The sequence below is a fragment of the Oceanicella sp. genome (assembly GCF_056449545.1).
Map to the genome: position 1 here is coordinate 1 of NZ_JBWOMN010000133.1, position 23888 is coordinate 23888.

The following is a 23888-nucleotide window of genomic DNA, read 5'->3' on the forward strand; positions in this document are numbered from 1 at the left end:
TGGCAATCCTTGCCACCGGTCACCACGCGCTGCGGGAGGTCGCCGCGGGCGAATTCGGCCAGATGGGTTGACGGGTGGAAAAAATTTTCGCGGTCCCATTCTTCCAGTTTGTCGTTCCTGAGCATTGCTTTTCCTTCTTCTCTTACGCCCAAGCGCGGCAGACGTATCTGATGTCCATGAAGTCTTGCATTTCAACGAGCATTCGGTCGGCCCCCGGACAATCCTGCCCGGCCATGGCAAACCTGGCCCTGATCGCTTTGGCAACGGCATGTGCCGGATCCGGGCCCTTGAACAGGATGAACGGCGCATGCCCGCCCAGATCCAGAACAGGCCATTTTCACGGCGTCGGCGGATTGGCGATACAGCAGCTTGCCAACCGGCGAGGCGCCGGCGAAGGAAAGCGCGCGCACCCGGCGGGTTCCGGTCCAGGGGGCCGCGACGGTCGGCCCCGCGCCTGTCGCCACGTCGAACACGCCCGCCGGAATGGCCCGCGCGCTCGGCCGGTTCGGCCAATGCCGGCGCGAACCAAGGGGGGCGGATGCGCCGCCGCCCATTTGCCGGCAATATGTGAAGAATTCGGCCAAAGCCGTTTGCCGGTCAGAAAATCGTCCACAATCAGCCCTCTGAAGTGTCTCAAGAGGGGAATACATCCTTCGGAACAGACACGGAGACTGAATTCCGGACGGGAAAAAGAGGATTCATCTCTTTTGCCGCGTTTCGCGGCATATTCCTCTCATTGCGTCAGAAAGCTGTCCAGGGGCGGCAGGTTTGCGTTCTTGACCGGTTTGGTCACCACATAGGTGAAAAACCGTTTCAGACCGATTTTCGCTTCCAGCATATTGTCGATCAAGCGCTGATAGGCGTCGATATCCTTTGCGACCACCTGAAGAAAATAGTCGAACCCACCGCCCAGAGACCAGCAGGCCATGACCTCATCATAGCGCTGCATCGCCTTTTCAAAGCGCTGGAAGGATGCGGCGGTGTGATCCGCCAATTCAACGGTGACGAAAACAGTGACATGCGGCCCAAGCTTCTTGAGGCTGATCTCGGCGCGGTATCTTTCGATCACGCCCTCTTTTTCAAGCCGTTGCAATCGGTTCCAGCACGGCGTGGCCGACAGGCCAACGCGTTTGGCGAGTGCGGCCTTGGAAATGCGCCCGTCGTCGGCCAGAACCCTGAGGATGGCAATGTCGCGGCTATCAAGTTTGATCATTGCTTTCGCGCATCCCTCATATCCATGCGGGGCGAAGCTACCACGCAGAGCCCAGGTTTGAAATGAAGTCCCAGGCCCGCCCGGTTCCGCGCGATGACAGTCACCAAACCCAATGGTTCGCCGCCATCGCCCGAACATGCCCGGGGCGCATCGCCGGCAAAGCCCATCCTGCGTTGCGCGCAAAATCATGGAGATGCCGCCATGACATCGATTCACTGTAGAGAGGCCGGCAAACATGGCGCATGTTACATGCAACGCCAAGCAGAGGCCGCAGTTTTGATAGAGAGAAAACACGCATGGCACATGGGAATGCGCCCTTTGAGCATGAAGAATACCAGCGTCGGATCGCAAAAACCCGGGCGGCGATGGCAAAGGCGGGTCTTGACGCCGTTTTCGTGACCGACCCGTCGAATCAGGCGTGGCTGACGGGCTATGACGGCTGGTCGTTCTACACCCATCAGGGGGTCATTCTGGGCATGGAGGGCGACCCGATCTGGTGGGGGCGTCATATGGACAGCATCGGCGCGGGGCGCACCGTCTGGATGGATGCCGACCATATCAGGGGCTACGGCGACCAGTATGTGCAGTCTACGGCGATGCACGCGATGGAAGACCTTGCCGGGCTTCTGATTTCTCTGGGGCTTGACCGGGCGCGGATCGGCGTCGAGATGGAAAATTACTATTACTCCGCCAAGGCGCATGCCGTGCTCGGGGCCGGATTGCCCGCGGCCAGTCTGGTTGACGCCACGGCATTGGTGAACTGGCAACGGCTGGTGAAATCCGACGTGGAAATCGCGTTTATCCGCAAGGCCGCCCGGATTACGGGGAAAATCATCGAAACGGCCATTGATCGCGCCGCGCCCGGGCTGCGCAAGAACGATCTGGTGGCGGAGATCATGCATGCGGGCATCACCGGCGTTGGCGATGATTGGGGGGATTATCCGGCGATCATGCCGCTGACCCCTTCGGGGCTGGACGCCACGGCGGCGCATCTGACATGGAACGGCGAACCGATGCGCCCGAACGAAGCCACGTTTTTCGAATTGTCGGGCTGTTTTCGACGCTATCACGCGCCGTTGTGCCGAACCGTTTATCTGGGCGCGCCGCCCGATGAAATGCGCCGCGCCGAGGCCGCCCAGCTGGAAGGGATCGAAGCCGGCCTTCAGGCGGCGCGCGCGGGCAACCGCACCTGCGATATTGCGCGCGCCTTCATGGATGTCCTGGCGCGTTGCGGCATTCACCGCGAGGGCCGCATGGGCTATCCTGTCGGCCTCTCCTATCCACCCGACTGGGGCGAGCGTTCCGCCTCGATCCGCGCCGAGGATGAAACCGTCCTGGAACCCGGCATGACGTTCCATTTCATGCCGGCGCTATGGATGGACACATGGGGGCTTGAGACAACGGAGACCATCCTGATCCGCGAGGACGGCGCCGCCGAGGCCATGTGCAATGTCGAACGCAAGCTGTTTGCGAAGGATTGAACGCGATGAGCAGGCTGGAAGACACGATCCGGATTCTTGGCGAGCTGATCGCGTTTCCGACCGTATCGGCCCAGAGCAATCTGGCGATGATCGACAGCGTTGCGAACCGGCTTGAAGCCGCCGGCGCCAGGGTGGACATCTTTCAGGATCAAACCGGCGCCAAGGCCAACCTGTTTGCCACCATTGGCCCCGACGCCAATGGCGGCATCGTGTTGTCGGGCCATACGGACGTCGTTCCCGCGGCCGAAAACGGCTGGACGGACGACCCGTTCAAGATGGTCCGGCGCGACGAAAAAATATTTGGCCGCGGCGCCTGTGACATGAAGGGGTTTATCGCGGCGACGCTTGCCATGGCCCCCGTGCTGGCGCAACGGGTCAGGAACCGCCCGCTGCATTTCGCCTTCACCTATGACGAGGAGGTCGGCTGTCTGGGCGGGCGGGCCCTGGTCGAAATCCTGCAATCCAGAGGCCTTGAGCCGGGGGTGGCGATCATCGGCGAGCCCACCATGATGCGCGTCATGGAAGGCCACAAGGGATGCTGCGAATACACCACCTGTTTCGAAGGCCATGCCGGCCATGGCTCGGCGCCGGACATGGGGGTGAACGCCGTGGAATACGCGGTGCGTTTTGTCGGCCGCCTGTTGGAATTGCGCGAACAGATGCGGGACCGATCCCCTGCCGGCAGCCGCTTCGATCCGCCCTGGACAACCATAAACATCGGCAGCCTGACCGGCGGCGTCGCCCATAACGTCATCCCCGACCATGCGTCGGTTGAATGGGAAATGCGTCCGGTGACCGACGCCGACGGCAGCTTCATTCGCGAGGAAATGCAAGCCTACGTTCGCAACGCCTTGTTGCCGGCCATGCGGGCCGTTTGGCCCGATGCCGCTGTCACCACCGAGGTGATCGGCGAGGTCGCAGGCTTGATCCCGACGGAAAACAACCAAGCCAAACAGATGATGATCGACCTGATTGGCGCAAATGACGCCGATGTCGCGAACTTCGGCACCGAGGCCGGCCTTTTCCAATCCATGGGAATGGATGTGGTGGTTTGCGGCCCGGGCTCGATCGACCAGGCGCACAAACCTGATGAATTCGTCGCGCTGGAACAGATGCGCCAATGCCTGTCCATGCTGGGCAGGTTGGGAGAAAAGCTGGATGCCTGAAGGCGCTGCGGCGGGGATGGGCGGGGCCGAGACGATTGCCGATGACAACCTGAGCGCAAATCACCGCCGCAGCCTCCCGGCGGCGGTCGCGGGCTTTCGGACCGCCTCTGCAGTCCAGCCTGCGCGCCGAGCTGGTCGAATCTCGCCGCCGGATCGGCCCGCCCCCACAGGGTGGTCCGGTCTGAATGTCGGCGAATGGTCGGGCTCGGATCCATCGAGGCGATGCCTTCCGGATTCGGGGGGCCTGTATCCCGGGGATCCGTGCGCCTGACGGAGTTGCAATCGACGGCGCCATTGCTCGATCAGGATTTGCGCGTCCCGCAGGCTGCGGAAGATTTCGCCGTTGAGCAGATCGTTGCGCAGCCTTGGGGTCAAAGCTCTCGCAGTATCCGTTTTCCCTCGGCGCCCCCGGTTCGATGCCGGCCGTTTTGGCGCCGACCGCGGCAATCCAGTCCCGCAGCTTCCGCGCAATGGCCTCCGGGCCGTTGTCACTGCGCATGCATTCAGGCGGGCCGCGCAGGATGGAGAGGCCCGTCAGGGCGTCCGGCGCATCGGTCGGGTCGAACCCGCGATCGGCGCGGATGATCAGAGCCTCCCTGCTCCATGCGTCGATGATGTCGAGCCTGCGGCAGGCGCGCCCGTCATGGCCGTCATGGGTGCGGTCCCGGCCTTGCAGAACGTCAAGCCCGCCGCGAGGCGATGATCTGGCGCCTCGTGACCGGCGGCGCGCGTCAGGTGAGGTGTTCCAGCCTGCGGGTCGAACTGGAAAGCATCTTGTCGCCGAGCCGCCCAACTGCACCGTGGCGGTTTCGCCCGTTCTGCCCGGGGCGCTGGATCCGCCAGACAACCATGATGCGTGCGGCCCCGCTTATTGATTTGAAGCATTCGCTTTTTTTGAAACAAATGATTTCAATGCCGGCCAGACAGGTGTTTGCGACAAAAGCATCAGCAGGAATGCAATGGATAGCACCAGCGAAATCGGATGCGAAGCGAAGTCCCATAAAAAGACGCCAATATCCCCCCGCGCCCCGATCATGGCGCGACGATAGTTGGAATCCATCATCGGCCCAAGTATCACCCCAAGAATGATCGGCCCGACCTGAAATCCATATGTCTTGAGAAAATATCCAATCACTCCGAAAAGCAGCATCCAGTAGATATCCACAGGGTTATTCTGGATCGCATAGGTTCCGACCGATGAAAGAATGATGATCAGGGGAACCAGGATCGCCTTGGGGCATTTCACAATGCTGGTAAAAATCTTGATCCCGGTCAGGCCGAAGATCAGCAGAAAAATATTGGCCAGCGCCAGATTCCCAACGATGAACCAGAATAAATGCGGCGTTTCAACCAGCAGAAGCGGTCCTGGTTTCAACCCGTGAATATAAAGCGCGCCGATAATCACCGCCGTTACCGCGTCGCCCGGAATGCCCAGCGTCAGCATCGGCACGAACGCCCCGCCAACGGCCGCGTTGTTGGCGACCTCCGGGGCAATCAGGCCTTCCTTGGCGCCCTCCCCGAAGGGCCTCTCGGGATTCCTGGTTGTGCGTTTGGCATCGTCATAGGCCAAAAGGGCGGCGATATCGCCGCCAGTGCCGGGCAGCGCGCCAATGATCGTGCCAATGCCCGAGGCGCGCAGCGCCAGCCAAAAATACCGTCTCACATCAGAGAAATGCGGAATGATGCGGTCGATTTTCTGTCTGATGACCGGCAGGTTCAACGAATGAATTTGAACAAATGCTTCAGCAACGCCGAAAAAACCGATCATTGCAACGACATAGGGGATGCCCCCCATCAGGGTGATGGCGCCGAAGGTGAAGCGCCCTTCGGCGGTCATCGGGTCAAGCCCGACCATGCCGATCAGAACGCCCAACGCCCCGGCAAAGGCCCCCTTGGCAAAGCTTTCACCGGACAGGGCGCCAACCAGCAGAATGCCGATCATGCCCAAAAGCAAATAATCTCGCGACGTGAACATGATCGCGAACTTGGAAATGACCGGAGCAAACAGGGCCAGCGCCAGAATGCCGACAAACCCGCCAAACACCGACATGACCGTGGTCAGGCCGATCGCCTCTCCTGCCTCGCCCCGTTTGGCCATCGGATAGCCGTCGATGGCTGTGGCAATGGCGCTTGGCGCGCCGGGGATGTTCAGCAGGATTGCAGTGCGTGACCCGCCGTAAACCCCGCCCATGTAAACCCCGGCGATCAGGGCCAGCGCTTCGTTCACGTCCCATTTGAAGGTAAAGGAAATCAGGATTGACGCAGCCATCGTCACCGACAAGCCGGGAATTGCGCCCACGTAGATGCCCGCCAATGTTCCCGCAGCCGTTAGAAACAAAAGCGAAGGATCAAACCAGGACAGGGTGAGAAAACCAAGCGTCTCCATTTCAGAACAGCCCCTGCAACAGGGTCCCCCTGGGCAGGACAACCTGAAACGCGACGCGAAAAATCAGATAGATGGCGCCAAGCGCGACCGCGCTTAATCCGGCGGTCAGGAAAATGCTGCGCCGCCACAAAAAGCCGATCGCGGCAACCAGGAACAATCCCGAGGCCACGACAAACCCCAGCCAGGGCATCGCCGCAACATACAAGGCAACCAGCCCCAGCATAACCACCTGCCGCAGCGGCGTTACCTGTTCCAGAAAGCCATGAACGCCACCGCCATCGGGCGCGCGTCTTGCGGTGTTGCGCAGAATCCGCAGCGCCGCGACAACCATCACGCCAGAGGCCAGCATCGGAAAAACACCGGGTGTGGAAAGACCGCTGAAACCGGAAATCAGTACGGATTGCCAGAACAACCACAGGCTGGCGAGCAGAAGGAGAACAACAAACGCAAGCTCTCCGGGCCGACGTGATCTGCCGTCTGGCATTTAGGCGGACTCCGATACAGGTGCATATGCGTGAAGAAAAAGGCCGGCCCCGACATGCGGAGCCGACCCTGTGATCTTGCCGGTTACGGGCGCGGGATGCCCAGAGTTTCCGGATTTACCTTGGCGGCGCCCGTGTCCTGAAGCGCCCAGGCGGTAACCTGTTGCCACTTCTTCAGGAATGCGTCGGCCTCATCGCCCGAAATGCCCATGAGCACATTGCCGCGGTTGGTCATCAGGGTCTGAAATCCTTCATCCGCCGCGGCCGTGGCGAAAGCCGCGACATATTTTGCCTTGATGTCATCCGGCGTGTCACGTTTGACAAACACACCATAGAACGGCCCCCAAGGCAAAAAATTGGCCATGTCAGGCAGAGTGTCCGTGATTGCCGGAACGCCGGGCAGCGAGCTGATTTCCTCACCATTGACCACAGCCAGGGCGCGCATGTTTCCGGCTTTGATCTGCTCGGAGGCGGCTGACAGGCCAGAGGGCATGAAATCGACCTCGCCGCCCAGCATTGCGGTCAAGCCTGGGCCTTCGCCATCAAAGGGAATCGCGGTGACGTCGAACGGCGCCGAATTCGAGATCAGCGCGCCAACCGTCGAGGGCAGGCCGCCGGGGCCGGTGGATCCCATTTTCACCATGCCGGGGTTGGCGGCAATATCGGCCATCAGTTCGCCCATTGTCTGGTACTTCGAGGCTGCCGGCACAACCACAACGGCCACGCCGCGCCCCAGGATGTTCACCGGGTAGAAGTTGGAATAATCCAGCTTGCCAACCCCCATGATCGGGTGAAGCTGCGGGTTCTCGGCGCCATAAAGAAAGGTATAGCCGTCTGCGGGCGCCGTATTGACATAGGCTGTCGAAATGGCCCCGGCGCCGCCGGATTTGTTCAACACGATGATTGACTTGCCCAACGCAGCTTCAGCTGCGGGATTTATCGCGCGCGCAACGGTATCGGTTGCGCCGCCTGCGCCCCACATCACCACGCCCAGAACTTCACGTTCCGGGAACTCGGCATGGGCCAAAGTGGCGGACAGGGTCAGCGCGGTCAGCGCTCCAGCCAATTTTCGGATCATCATTCTCTCCCGATGGTTCATTTTTCAGCAATAGCAGATGTTCATCCTGAATTCAGACAGCTCTCTCCGCAGCCTGACCAAACCCGTGGCATGCGGGCAGTCTAACAATCGCCGCATGAATTTCGCCACCAATAAATTCCTGTCGCCAAGGCGGCAACGGCGCCAATGCCAGCGGGGCTCATGCCGCCAATCCGATCGGTGACGGCATGAAACCCTCGTCGCTGATCGAGGATCCTGATCTTCGCGACCGGCCCCAGCGGGCATGGATGGCCTGGACCGACGAGGCGGGCGCCGACGGGCTGACGGATTTCCATGGGCTGCAGGCGATGATTGCGCGCGAGATGCGCGTCGCCGGAGGTTTTCGACGCGCCCTAGGCCCGCACCGCCTTCGTTCCGTCCGTCCCCAGCGCCTCAAGCGCCCTGGCGACGATCTGGGGGGCGTTCATGCCTGCGGTCTCGTACATCTTCGCCGGGCTGTTCTGGTCGATGAAACTGTCGGGGAACGCCATCGGGCGGATTTTCAGGCCATGATCCAGCGCGCCGGTTTCGGCCAGCAATTGCAGCACGTGGGAGCCGAAGCCGCCGACGGCGCCTTCCTCGACGGTCACCAGCGCCTCGTGTTCGCGCGCCAGCCGCAGCACCAGGTCGCGGTCCAGCGGCTTGGCGAAGCGGGCGTCCGCCACCGTGCAGGGCAGCCCCATGGCGTCCAGCTCCTCGGCCGCCTTCAGGCATTCGCCAAGCCTTGCGCCAAAGCTCAGCAGGGCGATCCTGCCGCCCTCGCGGATGATCCGGCCGCGGCCGATCTCCAGCGGCGCGCCGCGTTCGGGCATGTCCACGCCCGTGCCCTCGCCGCGCGGAAACCGGAACGCCGAGGGCCGGTCGTCCAGCGCCGCCGCCGTCGCCACCATATGCGCCAGTTCGGCCTCGTCAGCGGCGGCCATGACCACGAAATCCGGCAGGTTGGCGAGGAAGGCGATGTCGAAGCTGCCCGCATGGGTGGGGCCGTCGGCGCCGACCAGCCCGGCGCGGTCGATGGCGAAGCGCACCGGCAGGCGCTGGATCGCCACGTCGTGCACCACCTGATCGTAGCCGCGTTGCAGGAAGGTCGAATAGATGGCGCAGAACGGCTTCATGCCCGCCGCCGCCAGCCCGGCGGCGAAGGTGACGCCGTGCTGCTCGGCGATGCCAACGTCGAAGCAGCGCTCGGGAAAGCGTTCGGCGAACAGGTTCAGTCCGGTTCCGTCGGGCATGGCGGCGGTGATCGCGACCACCCGGTCATCGTGCTTAGCCTCGGCGATCAGCGCGTTGGCGAAGACCCTGGTGTAGCTCGGGGCGTTCGAAGGCGCCTTTTTCTGCGCCCCGGTGATCACGTCGAAGCGCGCGACGCCGTGATACTTGTCCGCCGCCGCCTCGGCCGGCGCGTAGCCCTTGCCCTTCCTGGTGATGACATGGATCAGGATCGGCCCGTCGGCGCGGGCGCGGGCCATGCGCAGCACCGGCAGCAGCTGGTGCAGGTCATGGCCGTCAATGGGGCCGAGATAGGAAAACCCCAGCTGTTCGAACAGCGTGCCGCCCACCGTCATGCCCTTGAGCGCCTCCCGGGCGCGGCGCGCGCCTTCGCGGAACGGGCCGGGCAGCAGGTTGACCGCGCCCCTGGCGGCGGCTTTCAGGTCCTGGAACGGGGCCTCGGCGTAGAGCCGCGACAGGTAGCTCGACATCGCCCCCACCGGCGGCGCGATCGACATTTCATTGTCGTTGAGGATCACGAACAGCCGCTTGCCCAGATGCCCGGCGTTGTTGAGCGCCTCATAGGCCATGCCCGCCGACATGGCGCCGTCGCCGATCACCGCGATGGCGTCGCCAGTATCAATGCCAATGTCGGCGCCAAGTTCGCGCGCCACGGAAAACCCCAGCGCGGCCGAGATCGAGGTCGAGGAATGCGCCGCGCCGAACGGGTCATACGGGCTTTCGCGCCGCTTGGTGAACCCCGACAATCCGCCGCCGGCGCGCAGGGTGCGGATGCGGTCCCGCCGCCCGGTGAGGATCTTGTGCGGATAGCATTGATGCCCCACGTCCCAGATCAGCTTGTCGCGCGGGGTGTCGAACGCCGCGTGGATGGCGACGGTCAGCTCCACAACCCCGAGGCCGGCGCCCAGATGCCCGCCGGTGACCGAGACCGCCGAGATGGTTTCCTGGCGCAGTTCATGGGCCAGGCGCTCCAGTTCGGAACCGCTCATGGCGCGCAGGTCGGCGGGGCTGGCCACGCGGTCCAGCAGCGGCGTCGCGGGCCGTGGGGGGGGCGGCGTGTGGGCGTCGGTCAAATCCGTCTCCGTCCTCGGCGGGTCGCGCCGCTGATCCAGGGGCGCGCGGTCATGACCGCCGCCGCACCGCGAAGCGCGCGGCCTCGGCCAGCGGCGCCGCGGCGGCGCCAAAGCAGGCCAGATGCGATTCGGCCTGCGCCGCGAGGTCCTCGGCCCGGGACCTGGCGCCGTCGAGGCCGAGAAGCGACACGAATGTGGCCTTGCCCGCCGCCTCGTCCTTGCGCAGGCGCTTGCCGGTTTCGGCCGCGTCGCCCTCCACGTCAAGGATGTCGTCGCGGATCTGGAACGCCAGCCCCATGGCCCCGGCATAGCTTTCGAGCGCCGCGACCGCGTCCGGTCCGGCCCCCGCCAGCAGCGCGCCGGAGGTGGCGGAAAACCCGATCAGCGCCCCGGTCTTGAGGTCCTGCAGCCGGGTGATCTGGTCCAGCGTCAGCGGCGCGGGGGCGCTTTGCGCCGCGATGTCGAGCGCCTGCCCCCCGACCATCCCCGCCGCGCCCGAGGCGCGCGCCAGCCCGGCGATCAGCGCGCAGCGCCGGTCCGGCGCGCCGGTGGCCGGATCGGCGAGGATCTCGAAAGCCAGGCATTGCAGGGCGTCCCCGGCCAGCACCGCGGTGGCCTCGTCCCATTGCACATGCACCGTGGGCTGGCCCCGGCGCAGGTCGTCGTCATCCATGCAGGGCAGATCGTCGTGGATCAGCGAATAGGCGTGCAGGCATTCCACCGCCGCCGCCGCCCGGTCGGCGGCGGCGGGCGGGGCGGCGAACAGCGCCGCGCTCTCGATCGCCAGACACGCGCGCAGGCGCTTGCCGCCGCTCAGCGCGCCGTGACGCATGGCCTCGGCCACGGGGCCGTCGGACGCGGGGGGCAGCAGCCGCTCCAGCGCCGCCGCGGCGCGCGCGGCGTTTCGCGCCAGCCGCGCCGCGAAGCGGTCACCGGATTGCGTCGGCAATGGTTGGCGGGCGGGCAGGGGGCTCACCCGATCTCGACGGGCCGCGCGCTGACGCCGTCGGGGCCCTGCGCGATCTGGGCGACCTTCAGTTCGGCCTCCTGGAGCTTGTTTTCGCAATGCGCCTTCAGCTTCGCGCCGCGTTCATAGAGCGCGATGCTCTCCTCCAGCGGCGCGTCGCCGCTTTCCAGCCGTCCGACCACGGTTTCGAGCGCCGCCATGGCCTCCTCGAAGGTCATTTCGCCAATGGGCTTTTTCTGTTCTTTCGCGTCGTCGGTCATGATTCGCCCCTTCCTCGCGCCGCCAGGACCTCAAGATGCGCCGCCGCGCCCGAGGCCAGCCCCTCCAGATCATACCCGCCTTCGAGTGTCGAGACGACCCGCCCGCGCGCATGATCGCCGGCGATGTCGCAAAGCCGTTCGGTGATCCAGGCGAAATCCTCGGCCTCGAGTTCAAGATTGGCCAGCGGATCCAGCCGGTGGGCGTCGAACCCGGCGGAAATCACGATCAGTTCGGGGGCATGCGCCGCGATGGCGGGCAGCAGGCGGTCCTCCCAGACCGCGCGAAACGCCGCGCCGCCGTCACCGGCGCGCAGCGGCCCGTTGAACACGTTGCCAGCCCCGCGTTCGCTTTCGGCCCCGCTGCCGGGATACAGCGGCATCTCGTGAGACGAACAGAACGCCGCGCGGGGGTCTTCCCACAAAATGTTCTGGGATCCGTTGCCGTGATGCACGTCGAAATCCGCCAGCGCCACGCGGCGCAGGCCGTGCCCATCCAATGCGTGCAGCACGGCGATGGCGGCGTTGGACAGCAGGCAGAACCCCATGGCGCGGACCCGTTCCGCGTGGTGACCCGGCGGGCGGCAGGCGACGAAGGCGTTGGCGGCGTCGCCGCGCATCACCATGTCCACCGCCATGCAGGCCCCCCCGGCGGCGCGGCGGGCCGCGGCGAGCGACCCGGGCGACATGCCGGTGTCCCCGTCGATGGCGGCGAAGCCTTGCGCGGGCGAAGCGGCTTCGAGCGCGTCGAGATAGGCCGCCGGATGGGCGCGCAGCAATTCGTCCCGCGCCGCGCGCCGCGCCGGGACCCGCGTCAGCCTGGCGAAACCCGGCCGCGCGAAAACCGCGTCGAGCGCGCGCAGCCGGTCGGGCCGCTCCGGGTGCCCCGGCGGGTTGCGATGGTCAAGCCCCGCTTCGTGAGTGATCAACGCCGTGCTCATGTGGCCTCCCGTTTCCGTCGCCGCATCCGCCTGCGGGGCGGTTCGCGATCCGCCATTGGCGGCTCAGACCATCTCGATGTCGAGTCCAAGGTCGAGCGTCCCCGCCGCCATGGTGATTTTCGACGTGGAGACGTAATCCACCCCGGTCGCCGCGATCGCCGGCACCGAATCCAGATCGACCCCGCCCGAGGCTTCGAGCTTGGCGCGCCCGGCGTTCAGCGCCACCGCCCGGCGCAGATCCTCGACGCTGAAATTGTCGAGCAGCACCGCCTCGACCCCGGCGTCCAGCGCCTCGGCGAACTGGGCGAGCGTGTCCACCTCGAGCTCGATCGCCACCAGATGCCCGGCATAGGCGCGCGCCGCCGCCACCGCTTCGGGCACGCCGCCGGCGACCGCGATGTGGTTGTCCTTGATCAGGATGGCGTCGTCGAGTCCGAAGCGATGATTGGCCCCGCCGCCGCAGCGCACCGCGTATTTTTCGAACGCCCTCAGCCCCGGCGTGGTCTTTCGCGTGCAGCAGATGCGCGCCTGGCCATTGGCGGCGGCGACGAAGCGGGCGGTGTGGCTGGCGATCCCCGACAGGTGGCAGAGATAATTCAGCGCCACCCGCTCGCCGGCCAGGATGGCCCGGGCGTTGCCCGTGACCCGCAGCACGGTCCGGCCGGGGGCGACGGTCTCGCCATCGCCCGCCAGCGTTTCGACCGAGAGCCCGGCGCGCTGCATTCCGAACGCGGCGCGGCAGAAATCCAGGCCGCAAAGCGCCCCGCCGTCCCGCGACGCGATCACCGCCCGCGCGGTGGCTTCCGGGGCGATGGTGGCGGCGCTGGTGATGTCGCCGGCGCGGCCCAGATCCTCGCGCAGCGCCGCGCGCACGGCGTCCTCGACCAGCACCGGGGGCAGGGTGGCGGGATAGGGGCGGCGGGCGCTGGGGTCTGTCACGTCGGATGTCCTTCGGTTGGCCGGGGCGCGGCGTCTGCAACCTGCCGCCCCGGCGCGCCGGACGCAACCCGGCGCCGCTCAGTCCACGACGTCGCGCAGCGATTCCAGATGCGGGGCCACGTCGCGGGCGTCGATCGCGGCCTCGCGCACCAGCCAGTCGAAATGCCGGGCCATCAGCCCGACGCGGCCGCTTTCGCGAAACGCCAGGTAATGCTGCCCCAGATAGATCACCGCGATGCGCCGCCCGAACACGGTGATCGGCGCGCTGAACACCCGGCGCGCGTCGAACAGGAACAGCCGCAGCGACGGATACAGCGCCGCGCAGGTCGCGGCCATGCGCGCCAGCTGCGCGTCGCGCGCGCCGGCGTCGAGCCCGCGATAATACCCGACGCCGCGGGCGAAAACGTCGAGTTCATGCAGCGGCATGGCGATTTCGTAATCCGAACCGCCATCCTGCATCCAGTCGATGCGGTCCCGCATGGCGCCGATCGCCTGATCCGGGGTCTTGCCCAGCGATTCGATGTATTCCCAGCGCATCACCTCGGCGGTCTTCAGCAGATCCGGCATGGCCGCGGGCACATGGCGGATCTTGGCGCCCGCCGCCTCCTGATGCCATTCGAACAGCTGTTGGTCCGAAGGCGCGCGCGCCGCCTCGGTCATGCGCACCGCGGCGGCGAGCACGTCGCCCGGGCGCTCGGGCCGGTCGGTGAGCCCCAGCAGCCAGTCGGCGCTGATGCCCAGCGCCCCGGCGCAGTCGGCGGCCAGATGCGCGCCGGGCAGCCGGTCGCCCTCGCCCCCGAGGATCTGGGATATCGTCGAGCGGTCCGCGCCCACGGCGCGCGCCAGCCCGCTGCGGGTCATCCCGGCGCGGGCCATGGCGTCTTTCAGCCTGTCGCGAAACATCCGCGCCCGGGCGGCTTTGCTGATTGTTGCATCCATTGAGGTTTTTTATCACCGAACAGGTGAATATGCGACGAATATTCAGAATAGCGCCGCGCCGCCCGGCGCGCTATGGCGGTGGGCGCGCCCCCCGGGACCCACCCGGGCGAACCCCGACAGCGTGCCGGGCGGGCGCGCAACCGCATGACGGGAGGCGCATGGATGGATGACGGGAAACGCCTGCTGGCCAAGGCGCTGACCTGGCAGGTCATGGGGCTGGTCTCGATGACCGCGCTGGGCTGGGCCTTCACCGGATCCCCGGGCCTTGGCGGCGCCCTGGCGCTGACCTCGGGGGCGGTGGGCTTCGCGAGCTACCTGCTGCACGAGCGGCTCTGGGATCGGGTCGACTGGGGGCGCGGCGGGAAAAGGCGGCGGTCCTGAACCGTCGCGGCGTCAGGGCGGAGTCGCTTTTCCCGCCCCTCGTTTGCGGGGAACAAGGGGGGCGTGGCGTCGCATGGCGCATCAATATCGACGGCGAGACCCCGATGACCGTTTTGCCCGCCGCTCAGACGCCCCCGCGTGTCCCCCGCATGCATGTCAAGGCGTGCAGCCGCCGCTGAATCGCGAAAGCGCGGAGGCGGCGCATGATCCTCGTCTCCACGATCCCCATCGCCGAGCCCCTGACCGCGCGCGCCTTCGCGCCCTTCGGACATGTGATCGAGGCCGATCCCTCCACCGCGCAGACAGTCGATGACGGCTGCGGCATCCGCTATCGCGCGCTCGCGGCGCTGCATTTCTCCGGCGCCGCCGGGGCGCTGTCGATTTTTCGCGGCCCAGCGCCTGTTCCGCTGTCGCGGCGATCAGGGGGTGCAGTATGGGCGCGGGGTGTGGCATCATCCGCAGATCGTGCTGGGGCGGGCGCGGGATTTCCTGATCGCCGACCGGGAAAATCCGGCCCGCAACCGCGAAACGGTCCGCTTGCCCGAGGTGGTGGCGCTGGCGCCTTGACACCCGGGGCAGGCCGGCGCCCCCGGGCGCGCCGCGCATGACGGGAGAAACGCTATGGGCATCGTCTATCTGATCATCATCGGGGCCGCGGCGGGGCTGATCGCCTCGCGGGTGCTGAATGTGCGCATGGGGCTGCTGCAAACCATCGCCGTGGGCGTGCTCGGCGCGGTGATCGGCGGTTTCGCGCTGCGCATGCTGCTGGGCATGATGGGCATGCTCGGCGGCCTGGTCGGGGCCGTGCTCGGCGCCATTCTGGTGCTGTGGCTCTGGCAGCGGTTTTTCATTCGGCGCCGCTGATGCGGCGATCCGCGGTCCGGTCCGGCCGCGCCAGTCTCGGGCGGCCCGCGGCCTCGGCCGACACCGCCGCCTCGACGATCATCTCGCGCCCCTCGACGCGGGCGCGGCGGATCTGGCAGGCGATGCGGATTCGCACGCTTGCGGCCCCGGCTTTCGCGGCGTCGGCGGCGGCGGTCTCGCGCAGATGCGCCTCGGTCGCGGCGCGGGCGGCGTCGAAATCGGCGAAATCCCGGGGCGCGCCGCCGATCAGCACCCGGTAGCGGCCCTCGCTCGGCTGGGTGATCACCGCGCGCCGCGTCACCCGCACGCTGCCCGCCACCGCGCCCACGGCATTGGCCACGTCGGCGTGATCGGGGATCAGCGCCTCGGCCCCGAGCAGATCCGCCGCCGCCCGGTGATGCAGCCCCGCCGAGGCCCCGAGCCCCACCAGCGGCATGGTCAGATCAAGGCGGGGGCGCAGCAGCCCGTCGCGCCGCGCCAGCGCCGCCGCCGCCAGCGGCGAGCGGCTCAGCCCCGGCGCGAATCCGTCCTCGGCCAGCGCGGTTTCCAGCACCGCCTCGGCGGAGCGCCGCGCCACCAGGTCCAGCAGGCGGCGCGAAACGGTCTCGGCGTCGGGCGCCGCCGCGCGCCCGCCGCCGCCGCGCTGGCGCGCCAGCAGCCTTGCGCCGCGCCGCGCCGCGCCTGCATCCCAGCCCGTTTGCAGCCCCAGCACATGCGCGGCGTCGGTGGGCGTGAAGGCGGCGATTCGCACCAGCCCCCGCGCCGCGAGCCGCGCCGCCGCACCGGCGTCCCGGCGCCCGCCGGCAAGCGCCTCCAGCGCCAGGGGCCCATCGGCCAGCCGCGCCATGATCCCGGCCTCGCGCGGCGGCAGCCCGGCGGGGGCGGGCCCCGCGGCGTTCAGGAACCGCCCGTCGGTGTCCATGGGGCGCGCGGCGTTGAGCTGGGCGTCGAGCATGACGTTCAGCGCCGGATGCCGGCGCGCCAGCAGGCACAGCGGCAGCGCCCGGCCCGGTCCCAGCGTCAGCGTCGCGTCGAGCCCCTCGGCGATCATCCGCGCGTCGCTGTCGCCGCCAAGCCCGTGGGTGGCCATGGCCACCGCCTCGACCATGGTGGCGTGGCCGCCGACCCGCGCCCCGTCGGCGTCAAGCCGCGGGCGCCCGTCGCGCAGCACCCCGATATCGGTGGTGGTGCCGCCGATGTCGGCGACCACCGCGTCGGCGCGCCCGGTCAGGAACCCGGCCCCGACCAGCGAGGCGGCGGGGCCCGACAAGATGGTCTCGATGGGCCGGGCGCGGGCGAACGCCGCGCCCGCCAGCGCCCCGTCGCCGCGCACCACCATCAGCGGCGCGGCGATGCCGAGATGGTCGAGCAGGTCTTCGACGGCGCCGATCAGCCGGTCGATCACCCCGATCAGCCGGGCGTTCAGCAGCGTGGTGAGCGCGCGGCGCGGCCCGCCGACCCGGGCGGACAATTCGTGCGAGCAGGTGACCGGCAGCCCGGCGCGCGCGCGGATCAGATCCCGCGCCGCCAGTTCATGCGCCGGATTGCGCACCGAAAACTGCCCGGCCACCGCAAAGCCGCTGAGCGGGCGGCCGACGGCGGCGGCGGTCTGCATGGCGGCGGCGATTTCGGCGTCCAGTTCATCGAGATCCAGGGCCGCCGCCGCCTCGCCCGAGGCCGCGTGGCCGCCCGCGACCCGGATCGCCGGATCCTCGCCCAGCGCCGCGCCCAGCCCGGCGCGCGACAGCGCGGCGTCGCCAAAGCCGATGAGGATCAGGCCCACGGGATCGCCGCGCCCCTCGACCAGCGCGTTGGTGGCCAGCGTGGTGGACAGCGAAACCAGCGCGATGTCCGCTGGCGAGATCCCCGGGGTCGCGGCGTTCCGGGGCGCCGCCCCGTCCCCGTCCCCGTCCCCGCCCCCGCCGTCTTCGCCTGAAAGCGCCGCGCGCACGGCGCGGGCGACGCCGATCGACAGGTCGTGATGGGTGGTCAGCGCCTTGGCCTTGGCCAGCACCGCGCGATCGCGCGGCGCCGCGTCGTCGAGGATCGCCGCGTCGGTGCAGGTGCCGCCGGTGTCGACGCCAAGAAGCAGGGCCATGACGACGCCTCCCCAATACCCCAGAATCCACCGTTGCGCCGCGAAACCGCCGCGCCGCACGGGCTTACACGCCGCCAGCGGCGCTGGCGAGCGGCTTTGCGGCGGCGATCCGTCGATTTTGACGCATTGCTCGGGCGCGGCTATCGCGGCGCGCGGGTCTCTGTCATGATGGGCGCGCAACCGTATGGAGAGCCCCATGAACAAGATGTCACTGATCTGCGCCGCCGCGCTCGCCGGTCTGGCGCCGCTGGGCGCCTCGGCGCAGGGCGAGGCCGACCTGTCCGCCGCCTTCGCCAAGGCGGACGAGAACGCCGACGGCTATGTCGACGTGAACGAGTATGTGGCGTATGTGGTGTCCGTTTACGCGACGTTGGACAAGAACCGCGACGGCGAAGTGTCGGCGCGGGATGTGCCGAACGTGGATGCGGCGCGGTTCGCCCGAATCGACCGCAGCGGCGACGGCATGGTGTCGCTTGGCGAGGCGGTGGCCGAGCGCATGATCGTGTTCTTCGACGTGGACGGCAATCGCGACGGGGTGCTGACGTTGAGCGAGTTGCTTGATTTCGAGGCTGGAGCGGGAAGCTGAGGAGATGACGATGTTCACGATCAATTCAGGCCGGACGGCGCGTCGCGCCGCGACGGGGGCGCTGGCGCTGTCCATGGCGGCGCTGGCGGCGTGTTCGAATTCGCCCGAGGACAAGAAGCTGCGCGGGCAGGTGATCGGCGGCGCCACCGGCGCGGCGGTCGGATCGCTGTTTGGCGGCGGCAGCGGGAAGATCGTGGCCACCGGCGCCGGCGCGGTGCTCGGGACCATCGCCGGGGGCAAGATCGCCGAGGGCATGTAGCGCGGCCCGGGACGCGACGGTTTCGGGGCTCGCCGTCCGCGCGGGCGGCGGCGACCGATCGACGGGGCGCCGCGCCCGCGCGCATTGCAATGCCGCGCCAAATCATCATATTCCGCTTCGAGCACAGGAGCGGCGGGACGCATGCACAATTATCTGGATTTCGAAAAAGGCCTGGCCGAGATCGAGGGCAAGGCGACGGAGCTGCGCGCGCTGGCGCTGCGCGATCCGAAAATGGCGGTCGAGGACGAGGCCGCCGCGCTTGACGAACGCGCCGCGCAGCTGCTGCAGGACCTCTACGCCGATCTGTCAGCCTGGCAGAAATGCCAGGTGGCGCGCCACCCGTCGCGCCCGCATGCGCTGGAATACATCGAGGCGCTGTTCACCGATTACGTGCCGCTGGCGGGCGATCGCGGCTTTGCCGAAGATCTGGCGGTGGTCGGCGGGCTGGCCCGTTTCGACGACAAGCCGGTGGTGGTGTTCGGCCATGAAAAGGGCGCCGACACCAAATCCCGGCTGCAGCGCAATTTCGGCATGGCCCGCCCCGAGGGCTACCGCAAGGCGGTGCGTCTGCTGAACCTGGCCGAACGCTTCGGCCTGCCGGTCGTCACCCTGGTCGACACCGCCGGCGCCTATCCGGGCAAGGGCGCCGAGGAGCGCGGCCAGGCCGAGGCGATCGCGCGATCGACGGCCAAATGCCTTGAAGTCGGCGTGCCGCTGGTCTCGGTGATCATCGGCGAGGGCGGGTCCGGCGGCGCGGTGGCCTTCGCCACCGGCGACCGGCTGGCGATGCTGGAGCATTCGATCTATTCGGTGATCACGCCCGAGGGCTGCGCCTCGATTCTGTGGAAAGATCCCGACAAGATGATCGACGCCGCCGAGGCGCTGCGCCTGACCGCGCAGGATCTGCAGAAGCTCGGGGTCGTCGACGTGGTGATCCCCGAACCGGTGGGCGGCGCGCAGCGCGACCGCGCCGCGGTCATCGCCGCGGTGGGCAAGGCCATCGCCGGGATGCTGGCCGGGCTCGAGGGCAAGACCCCGGCGCAGCTGCGCAAGGCCCGGCGGCGCAAGTATCTGGGCATGGGCGCCCATGCGCTGACCTGAGCGGCTTGACGCCGGTCGCCTGCCCGGCCCGGGGGCGTTCATGCTTGCAAGCCGCATATGGACCGCTGTCAATTTTCGCCACTATCAATTCATCTCCGGTTCAGGTAAAGGTTAACGGTTCGTTAACCTACTGGAGAGTGACACATGCTTGAGTTTTCAGTCGCAGGCGCTGCGGTTGCGTTCATGACGCTGGCGTCGTCGCCGGCAAGCGCCCTCGAAGCGGTCTTGCCGCCGCGTTTCACCGAAACCTTTGACGCGACGGTGATCAACGGGCCGGACGAATTTCTCGATACGCAGGGCTTTGGGTCATTCTCCTATTTCATCGAAAGCGTGCCCGCGACCGGCGCCTTCACGCTTACGCCGGCGCTTGGCCTGAAACTCGATCTCGCCATTTTCGGGCAGGTGTTCATCGAAACCGACGACCTCGATCATCCGGCCTTCCCGGCGGCGCATTTTTTCGACGGCGTCTTCGACTCCCTCGATTACGTGGTGCTCGATCAGGGGGACCTGATCGCCCGGGACGGCGTTTTCAGCATTTCGTTCGAGGCATTCGGCGGCATCGACATCGACGCCAGATCGCAATTCGCCGCCGGGCCGGGCGTGCAGGCGGCGCTGCCGGATTACAGTCTCGGTCTGGCGATCAACGCCGTGGCGCCGCCGCCGCCCCTGATCGCGCCGGCGCCGCTGCCCGCCGCCCTGCCGATGTTCGCCGCGGCGCTGGCGCTGGGCGGGATCGTGGCGCGGCGGCGGGCGAACGTCGGCTGACGCCGCGCCGCGGCGCGGTTCAGCGGCGCGGCTTGACGCGCCGGGTGGGGGCCGCGGCGGCCGGGTCCTCGGGCCATGGGTGGCGCGGATAGCGGCCGCGCATGTCCCGGCGCACATCGGCGTAGGAGGTCTTCCAGAATCCCGGCAGATCGGCGGTGGTCTGCACCACGCGCCCGGCGGGCGACAACAGATCGAGGAGCAGCGCAACCCGCCCGTTGCAGATCGTCGGGTGGGTCGCAAGGCCGAACAGTTCCTGCAGGCGAATGGCGATGGCGGGCGGATCGCGGTCGTAATCCACCGGCGCTTTCGTGCCCGTGGGGGCGGTGAAGCGCGCCGGCGCGGCGGCGTCCAGCGCCCTGGTCTGCGCCCAGTCCAGCGTCCCGCCGAGGATCGCCGCAATATCCAGCCGCGCCAGATCCCCCGCCCTGCGCGCTCCGCCCAGATGCGGGGTCAGCCAATCGTCGAGCGTCGCCAGCAGCGCCGCGTCGGACCAGTCGGGCAGGCTGGTCTCGCCGCCTTGACGCGCATGGGCGACCCGCGCGCGCAGGCGCCTGGCGGCGCCCGTCCAGGGCAGCGCCGCCAGCCCCAGATCGCGCACCCCGTCGGCCATGGCGGCGGCGCGGGCCGGTTCGGGCGCATCGCGCCAGACGCGATCTTCAAGCGCCAGCGCGCCCAGCATCCTGCGGATGCGGGCGGCGACGGCGCGGTCGCGCGGGCGCCATTCGCAGACATGGATTTCGGCGATGCGTTCGGCGAACAGGGTCTCCAGATCGGCGCGGGCGATGGGCGCCGCGCGGCGGATGCGGGCCTCGCGCCGGTCGCCGTCGGTGTCGGCGACGGCGATCAGCGTCTGGGCGGCGAGCGGGTCCTCGGCGGCCAGCGCCGCGCCCTTGCCCGAGGCCAGCAGATAGCGCACCGGCGCCCCCGGCTTGCGCCCTGACCTGGGTTCGGGGCGGCGCATGGCGATGCGGTCGGGATAGGCGATGGCCAGCAGCGGGCCGATGGCGTCGAGAGTTCTCGAGTCATCATTTTTCTTGTCGCGGGGCGTGCGCCGGGCGCCCCCGCCAGACGCCGCGCCTCTGGCGGTCCCATTCGATATCGCGCCTTTGGCGGTCCCATTCGATATCGCGCCTTTGGCGCGCAGCCGCTTCGCGCCCTCGCGGATCCGCGCCAGCACGCCGGGATCGGCGGCCAGCGCGCCGCCGGCGGCGAAGCGGCGCGGGTCGCGCAGGGCCTCGATGCGCAATGACAGGTCGGCGGGGGCGCGGGCGGGCAACGGGTCGCGCTGCTCCAGCAGCGCCGCGAGATCGGCGGCCAGCGCCGCATCCGCCCCGGCCTCGCCCGCCCGCAGCAGCATATGGCCGAGGCGCGGATGCACGGGCAGCTTCGCCAACCGCCGCCCATGCGCGGTGGGGCGGCCCGCCGCGTCCAGCGCCGCAAGCTCGCGCAGCAGCTCGCGCGCCGCGGCCAGGGCCGCATCGGGCGGCTGGTCCAGAAACGCCAGATCGCCCGCCGCCGCCCCCCAGATCGCCAGTTCCAGCGCCAGCGGCGCCAGATCGGCCTCCAGGATCTCCGGGCGCGGATAGGGGATCAGCCCGCCTTCCTCGCCCCTGGTCCAGAGCCGAAAGCACAGCCCCGGCGCCAGTCGTCCGGCGCGGCCGCGGCGCTGTTCGGCCTCGGCGCGGGTGACGTTTTCGGTGACCAGGCGGCTCATGCCCGAGCCGGGATCGAAGCGCGCGCGCCGCGCCCGGCCGCCGTCGATGACGATGCGCACCCCCTCGATGGTCAGCGAGGTCTCGGCGATGGCGGTGGCGAGCACCAGCTTGCGCCGCCCGTCCGCCGCCGGGGTCAACGCCGCACGCTGCCTCGCGAAGGCCATGGCGCCGTAGAGCGGGCGAATGTCCACGTCATCGGGCAGGCGCCCGGCGAGCCGGCTCTGCACCCGCGCGATTTCGCCGGCGCCGGGCAGGAAGGCGAGCGCGCTGCCGGGCGCGCCCTGCATGGCCTCGACGATCAGGTCGGCCATGGCGTCTTCGAAACCCGCAGTCGATCGGGACCCGCGTCGGTCGGGGCGCCGCCAGGTGCGGGCCAGCCAGCGGGTTTCGACCGGATGGACGCGCCCCTGCGAGGAAATCACCGGCGCATCGCCCATCAGCCGCGCCACGCCGCCCGCGTCCAGCGTCGCCGACATGGCGAGGATGCGCAGGTCGTCGCGCAGGGCCTCCTGCGCCTCCAGCGCCAGCGCCAGCCCCAGATCGCCGTTCAGCGAGCGCTCGTGGATTTCATCGAATATCAGGGCCGACACTCCGGCAAGCTCCGGGTCGGATTGCAGCATGCGCGTGAGAATGCCCTCGGTGACGATCTCGATGCGGCAATCGCGCCCGACCCGGGTCTCGCCCCGTATCCGGTAGCCGACCCGCCGGCCCACGGATTCGCCCAGCAGCGACGCGATGCGTTCCGCGGCCGATCGCGCGGCGACGCGGCGCGGCTCCAGCATCAGGATGCGCCCGGCGACCCAGGGCGCGTCGAGCAGGGCGATGGGAACCAGCGTGGTCTTGCCCGCGCCCGGCGGGGCCTCGAGCACCGCGTTGGACCCGGCGGCGAGCGCCGCCAGCAGCGCGGGCAGCGCGGTTTCGACCGGAAGGCCGGTTTCAGGCAGGCTGGACATGGGCGCCTGTCTAGCCGTTCAACCCCAGGGGCGGCAACGGCCGCGCCCCGCGATCAAGCAAAAGAATCGGGCGCGCAAAGGACTCAGGCGCGCAAGGGACTCAGTTGCGGCGCAGGGCGACGGCGCGGCCCCATTCGGTGTCCACCTCGATGCGGCGCAGACGGGCGCCGCCATTGGGCAGTTCGGCGAAATACAGGCGGAAAGGGATGTCCTGGGCGTCGAGATCCCTGGGCCGGTAGCCGGCGACGCGGGTGAATCGCGCCCGACACAGGATTTCGCCATTGCGCGCGCGCGGCGGGTCGAGCGAGATGCGCGAGCGCCGCCGCCCGTCGAACACGTCGACGTCGCGCGCGCAGATCTCGGCCAGCGGCGCGGGGCGCAGCAGCGCCGCGGCGGCGCTCAGCGGGTCGAGCGCCCCGACCTGCGCGGCGGGGTCGATCTCGTAGGGTTTCTTCTTGAATGGCGGGTCGCTTTTCACCTTGCGCGGCGCGGCGAGGCCGAATTCGATGCTGAGCCGCTGTTTCTTGCCGCCGAACGACCCCTTGGCCGAGAACCTGCGCGGGCGCAGCGCGGTCCCGCGTTCAAGCCCCGGATCTGCGCCCCGCGCGGTGGCCTTGTAGGAGGCGGCGTAGAACAGCCCGACGATGCCGGCGGTGCTCGCCGCCGAGCGGGCGATGTAGGCGCCGTCGCCGAAACCCATGGTCAGGCGCAGGTCGCCCGCCCTGACGCCGCCGAAATAGAGATCGAATCGCACGTCGTCGCGCAGGGTGGCGGCGGACCAGAGATCGGCGGCGCGCGCGGCGCCGGGGTCGAGACCGGCCGGCGGCGGGGCCGCGCGTCCGGCGGGCGCCGCCAGCGCCAGCAGCGCGACCGCCGCCGCGACAAGGCGGCGCGGCCCCGGCCGGGCGCCGGGCCGGGGTGGTGGGGGCGCGGGCGGGGGCCCGGGGGGGTTAGGGGCCGGGGGCGGGTCGGGGCGCGCCGCCCGGGGGGGGCTCG

The 23888-nt window shown here is 68.5% G+C and carries 22 protein-coding genes and 3 pseudogenes; 9 read left to right on the top strand and 16 right to left on the bottom strand.

The window, feature by feature from the left end; genetic code table 11:
* Positions 1–142: 142 nt before the first annotated feature.
* From AC1HC7_RS16740 to AC1HC7_RS16750, 3 genes and pseudogenes are all read right to left on the bottom strand, one after another.
* Positions 143–325, bottom strand: coding sequence for an aldehyde dehydrogenase family protein (locus AC1HC7_RS16740; protein WP_479499250.1), 183 nt, complete (start codon positions 323–325; stop codon positions 143–145).
* Positions 326–392: 67 nt separating this feature from the next.
* Positions 393–650 (bottom strand): annotated as a pseudogene (locus AC1HC7_RS16745) (hypothetical protein); the annotation flags it as partial.
* Positions 651–733: 83 nt separating this feature from the next.
* On the bottom strand, positions 734–1210 hold the full coding sequence (locus tag AC1HC7_RS16750; protein WP_479495196.1) for an Lrp/AsnC family transcriptional regulator: 477 nt from the start codon (positions 1208–1210) through the stop codon (positions 734–736).
* Between the two features lie 299 nt (positions 1211–1509).
* On the opposite strand from AC1HC7_RS16750, the gene AC1HC7_RS16755 reads away from it, so the two are divergent.
* Both AC1HC7_RS16755 and argE read left to right on the top strand, forming a co-directional pair.
* Positions 1510–2694 (top strand): M24 family metallopeptidase, encoded by a 1185-nt coding sequence (locus tag AC1HC7_RS16755; protein WP_479495197.1) that lies wholly within the window; start codon positions 1510–1512, stop codon positions 2692–2694.
* Positions 2695–2699: 5 nt separating this feature from the next.
* Complete coding sequence (gene argE / locus AC1HC7_RS16760) at positions 2700–3860, top strand: acetylornithine deacetylase (protein WP_479495055.1); 1161 nt, start codon at positions 2700–2702, stop codon at positions 3858–3860.
* Between the two features lie 237 nt (positions 3861–4097).
* On the opposite strand, the pseudogene AC1HC7_RS16765 reads toward argE, so the two are convergent.
* From AC1HC7_RS16765 to AC1HC7_RS16810, 10 genes and pseudogenes are all read right to left on the bottom strand, one after another.
* Positions 4098–4515 (bottom strand): annotated as a pseudogene (locus AC1HC7_RS16765) (integrase core domain-containing protein); the annotation flags it as partial.
* A gap of 213 nt (positions 4516–4728) precedes the next feature.
* Positions 4729–6246 (bottom strand): tripartite tricarboxylate transporter permease, encoded by a 1518-nt coding sequence (locus tag AC1HC7_RS16770; RefSeq protein ID WP_479495056.1) that lies wholly within the window; start codon positions 6244–6246, stop codon positions 4729–4731.
* A gap of 1 nt (position 6247) precedes the next feature.
* Complete coding sequence (locus AC1HC7_RS16775; RefSeq protein WP_479495057.1) at positions 6248–6730, bottom strand: tripartite tricarboxylate transporter TctB family protein; 483 nt, start codon at positions 6728–6730, stop codon at positions 6248–6250.
* An 83-nt stretch (positions 6731–6813) separates the two neighbouring features.
* Positions 6814–7806, bottom strand: a complete 993-nt coding sequence (locus AC1HC7_RS16780; protein ID WP_479495058.1) for a tripartite tricarboxylate transporter substrate binding protein — start codon at positions 7804–7806, stop codon at positions 6814–6816.
* Between the two features lie 371 nt (positions 7807–8177).
* The gene (gene dxs / locus AC1HC7_RS16785; RefSeq protein ID WP_479495059.1) at positions 8178–10127 is read right to left on the bottom strand and encodes a 1-deoxy-D-xylulose-5-phosphate synthase; all 1950 of its coding nucleotides are present in this window, start codon (positions 10125–10127) and stop codon (positions 8178–8180) included.
* A 49-nt stretch (positions 10128–10176) separates the two neighbouring features.
* Positions 10177–11103: a polyprenyl synthetase family protein gene (locus AC1HC7_RS16790; protein ID WP_479495060.1), complete on the bottom strand. Its 927-nt coding sequence runs from the start codon at positions 11101–11103 to the stop codon at positions 10177–10179.
* Positions 11100–11354, bottom strand: a complete 255-nt coding sequence (locus AC1HC7_RS16795; protein ID WP_479495061.1) for an exodeoxyribonuclease VII small subunit — start codon at positions 11352–11354, stop codon at positions 11100–11102. The genes AC1HC7_RS16790 and AC1HC7_RS16795 overlap by 4 nt, the downstream gene beginning before the upstream one ends.
* Positions 11351–12292, bottom strand: a complete 942-nt coding sequence (locus tag AC1HC7_RS16800; protein WP_479495062.1) for a histone deacetylase family protein — start codon at positions 12290–12292, stop codon at positions 11351–11353. Before AC1HC7_RS16800 ends, AC1HC7_RS16795 begins: the two co-directional genes overlap by 4 nt.
* Positions 12293–12355: 63 nt before the next feature.
* Positions 12356–13231, bottom strand: a complete 876-nt coding sequence (gene nadC, locus AC1HC7_RS16805; RefSeq protein WP_479495063.1) for a carboxylating nicotinate-nucleotide diphosphorylase — start codon at positions 13229–13231, stop codon at positions 12356–12358.
* 78 nt (positions 13232–13309) lie between these two features.
* Positions 13310–14170: a helix-turn-helix transcriptional regulator gene (locus AC1HC7_RS16810; RefSeq protein ID WP_479495064.1), complete on the bottom strand. Its 861-nt coding sequence runs from the start codon at positions 14168–14170 to the stop codon at positions 13310–13312.
* A 162-nt stretch (positions 14171–14332) separates the two neighbouring features.
* Here AC1HC7_RS16810 and AC1HC7_RS16815 point away from each other — a divergent pair, with 162 nt between their 5' ends.
* The 3 genes and pseudogenes from AC1HC7_RS16815 to AC1HC7_RS16825 all read left to right on the top strand — a co-directional run bounded on the left by AC1HC7_RS16815 (position 14333) and on the right by AC1HC7_RS16825 (position 15415).
* Positions 14333–14551 carry a DUF2061 domain-containing protein gene (locus AC1HC7_RS16815; protein ID WP_479495065.1) on the top strand — a complete coding sequence of 73 codons (219 nt, stop codon included), beginning with the start codon at positions 14333–14335 and terminating at the stop codon, positions 14549–14551.
* Positions 14552–14754: 203 nt separating this feature from the next.
* Positions 14755–15118: pseudogene (locus tag AC1HC7_RS16820) on the top strand (ureidoglycolate lyase).
* Between the two features lie 54 nt (positions 15119–15172).
* The gene (locus AC1HC7_RS16825) at positions 15173–15415 is read left to right on the top strand and encodes a GlsB/YeaQ/YmgE family stress response membrane protein (protein ID WP_479495066.1); all 243 of its coding nucleotides are present in this window, start codon (positions 15173–15175) and stop codon (positions 15413–15415) included.
* On the opposite strand, the gene AC1HC7_RS16830 is transcribed toward AC1HC7_RS16825, so the two are convergent.
* Positions 15399–17513 (bottom strand): hydantoinase/oxoprolinase family protein, encoded by a 2115-nt coding sequence (locus AC1HC7_RS16830; RefSeq protein WP_479499247.1) that lies wholly within the window; start codon positions 17511–17513, stop codon positions 15399–15401. The genes AC1HC7_RS16825 and AC1HC7_RS16830 overlap by 17 nt on opposite strands.
* Positions 17514–17709: 196 nt before the next feature.
* Here AC1HC7_RS16830 and AC1HC7_RS16835 point away from each other — a divergent pair, with 196 nt between their 5' ends.
* The 4 genes from AC1HC7_RS16835 (at position 17710) to AC1HC7_RS16850 (ending at position 20224) form a co-directional block, all read left to right on the top strand.
* The gene (locus AC1HC7_RS16835) at positions 17710–18099 is read left to right on the top strand and encodes an EF-hand domain-containing protein (RefSeq protein WP_479495068.1); all 390 of its coding nucleotides are present in this window, start codon (positions 17710–17712) and stop codon (positions 18097–18099) included.
* A gap of 4 nt (positions 18100–18103) precedes the next feature.
* A complete protein-coding gene (locus AC1HC7_RS16840; protein ID WP_479499248.1) occupies positions 18104–18358 on the top strand; it encodes a glycine zipper 2TM domain-containing protein in 255 nt (84 codons plus the stop codon).
* 141 nt (positions 18359–18499) lie between these two features.
* On the top strand, positions 18500–19459 hold the full coding sequence (locus AC1HC7_RS16845; RefSeq protein WP_479495070.1) for an acetyl-CoA carboxylase carboxyltransferase subunit alpha: 960 nt from the start codon (positions 18500–18502) through the stop codon (positions 19457–19459).
* Positions 19460–19603: 144 nt separating this feature from the next.
* The gene (locus AC1HC7_RS16850) at positions 19604–20224 is read left to right on the top strand and encodes a hypothetical protein (RefSeq protein WP_479495071.1); all 621 of its coding nucleotides are present in this window, start codon (positions 19604–19606) and stop codon (positions 20222–20224) included.
* A 19-nt stretch (positions 20225–20243) separates the two neighbouring features.
* Here the strand turns inward: AC1HC7_RS16850 and hrpB are convergent, their stop codons facing one another.
* Together hrpB and AC1HC7_RS16860 are read right to left on the bottom strand one after the other, a co-directional pair.
* On the bottom strand, positions 20244–22892 hold the full coding sequence (gene hrpB, locus AC1HC7_RS16855) for an ATP-dependent helicase HrpB (protein WP_479495072.1): 2649 nt from the start codon (positions 22890–22892) through the stop codon (positions 20244–20246).
* A 100-nt stretch (positions 22893–22992) separates the two neighbouring features.
* Positions 22993–23888, bottom strand: an 896-nt coding sequence (locus tag AC1HC7_RS16860; protein ID WP_479499249.1) for a DUF3108 domain-containing protein, incomplete at its 5' end; no start/stop codon positions are given.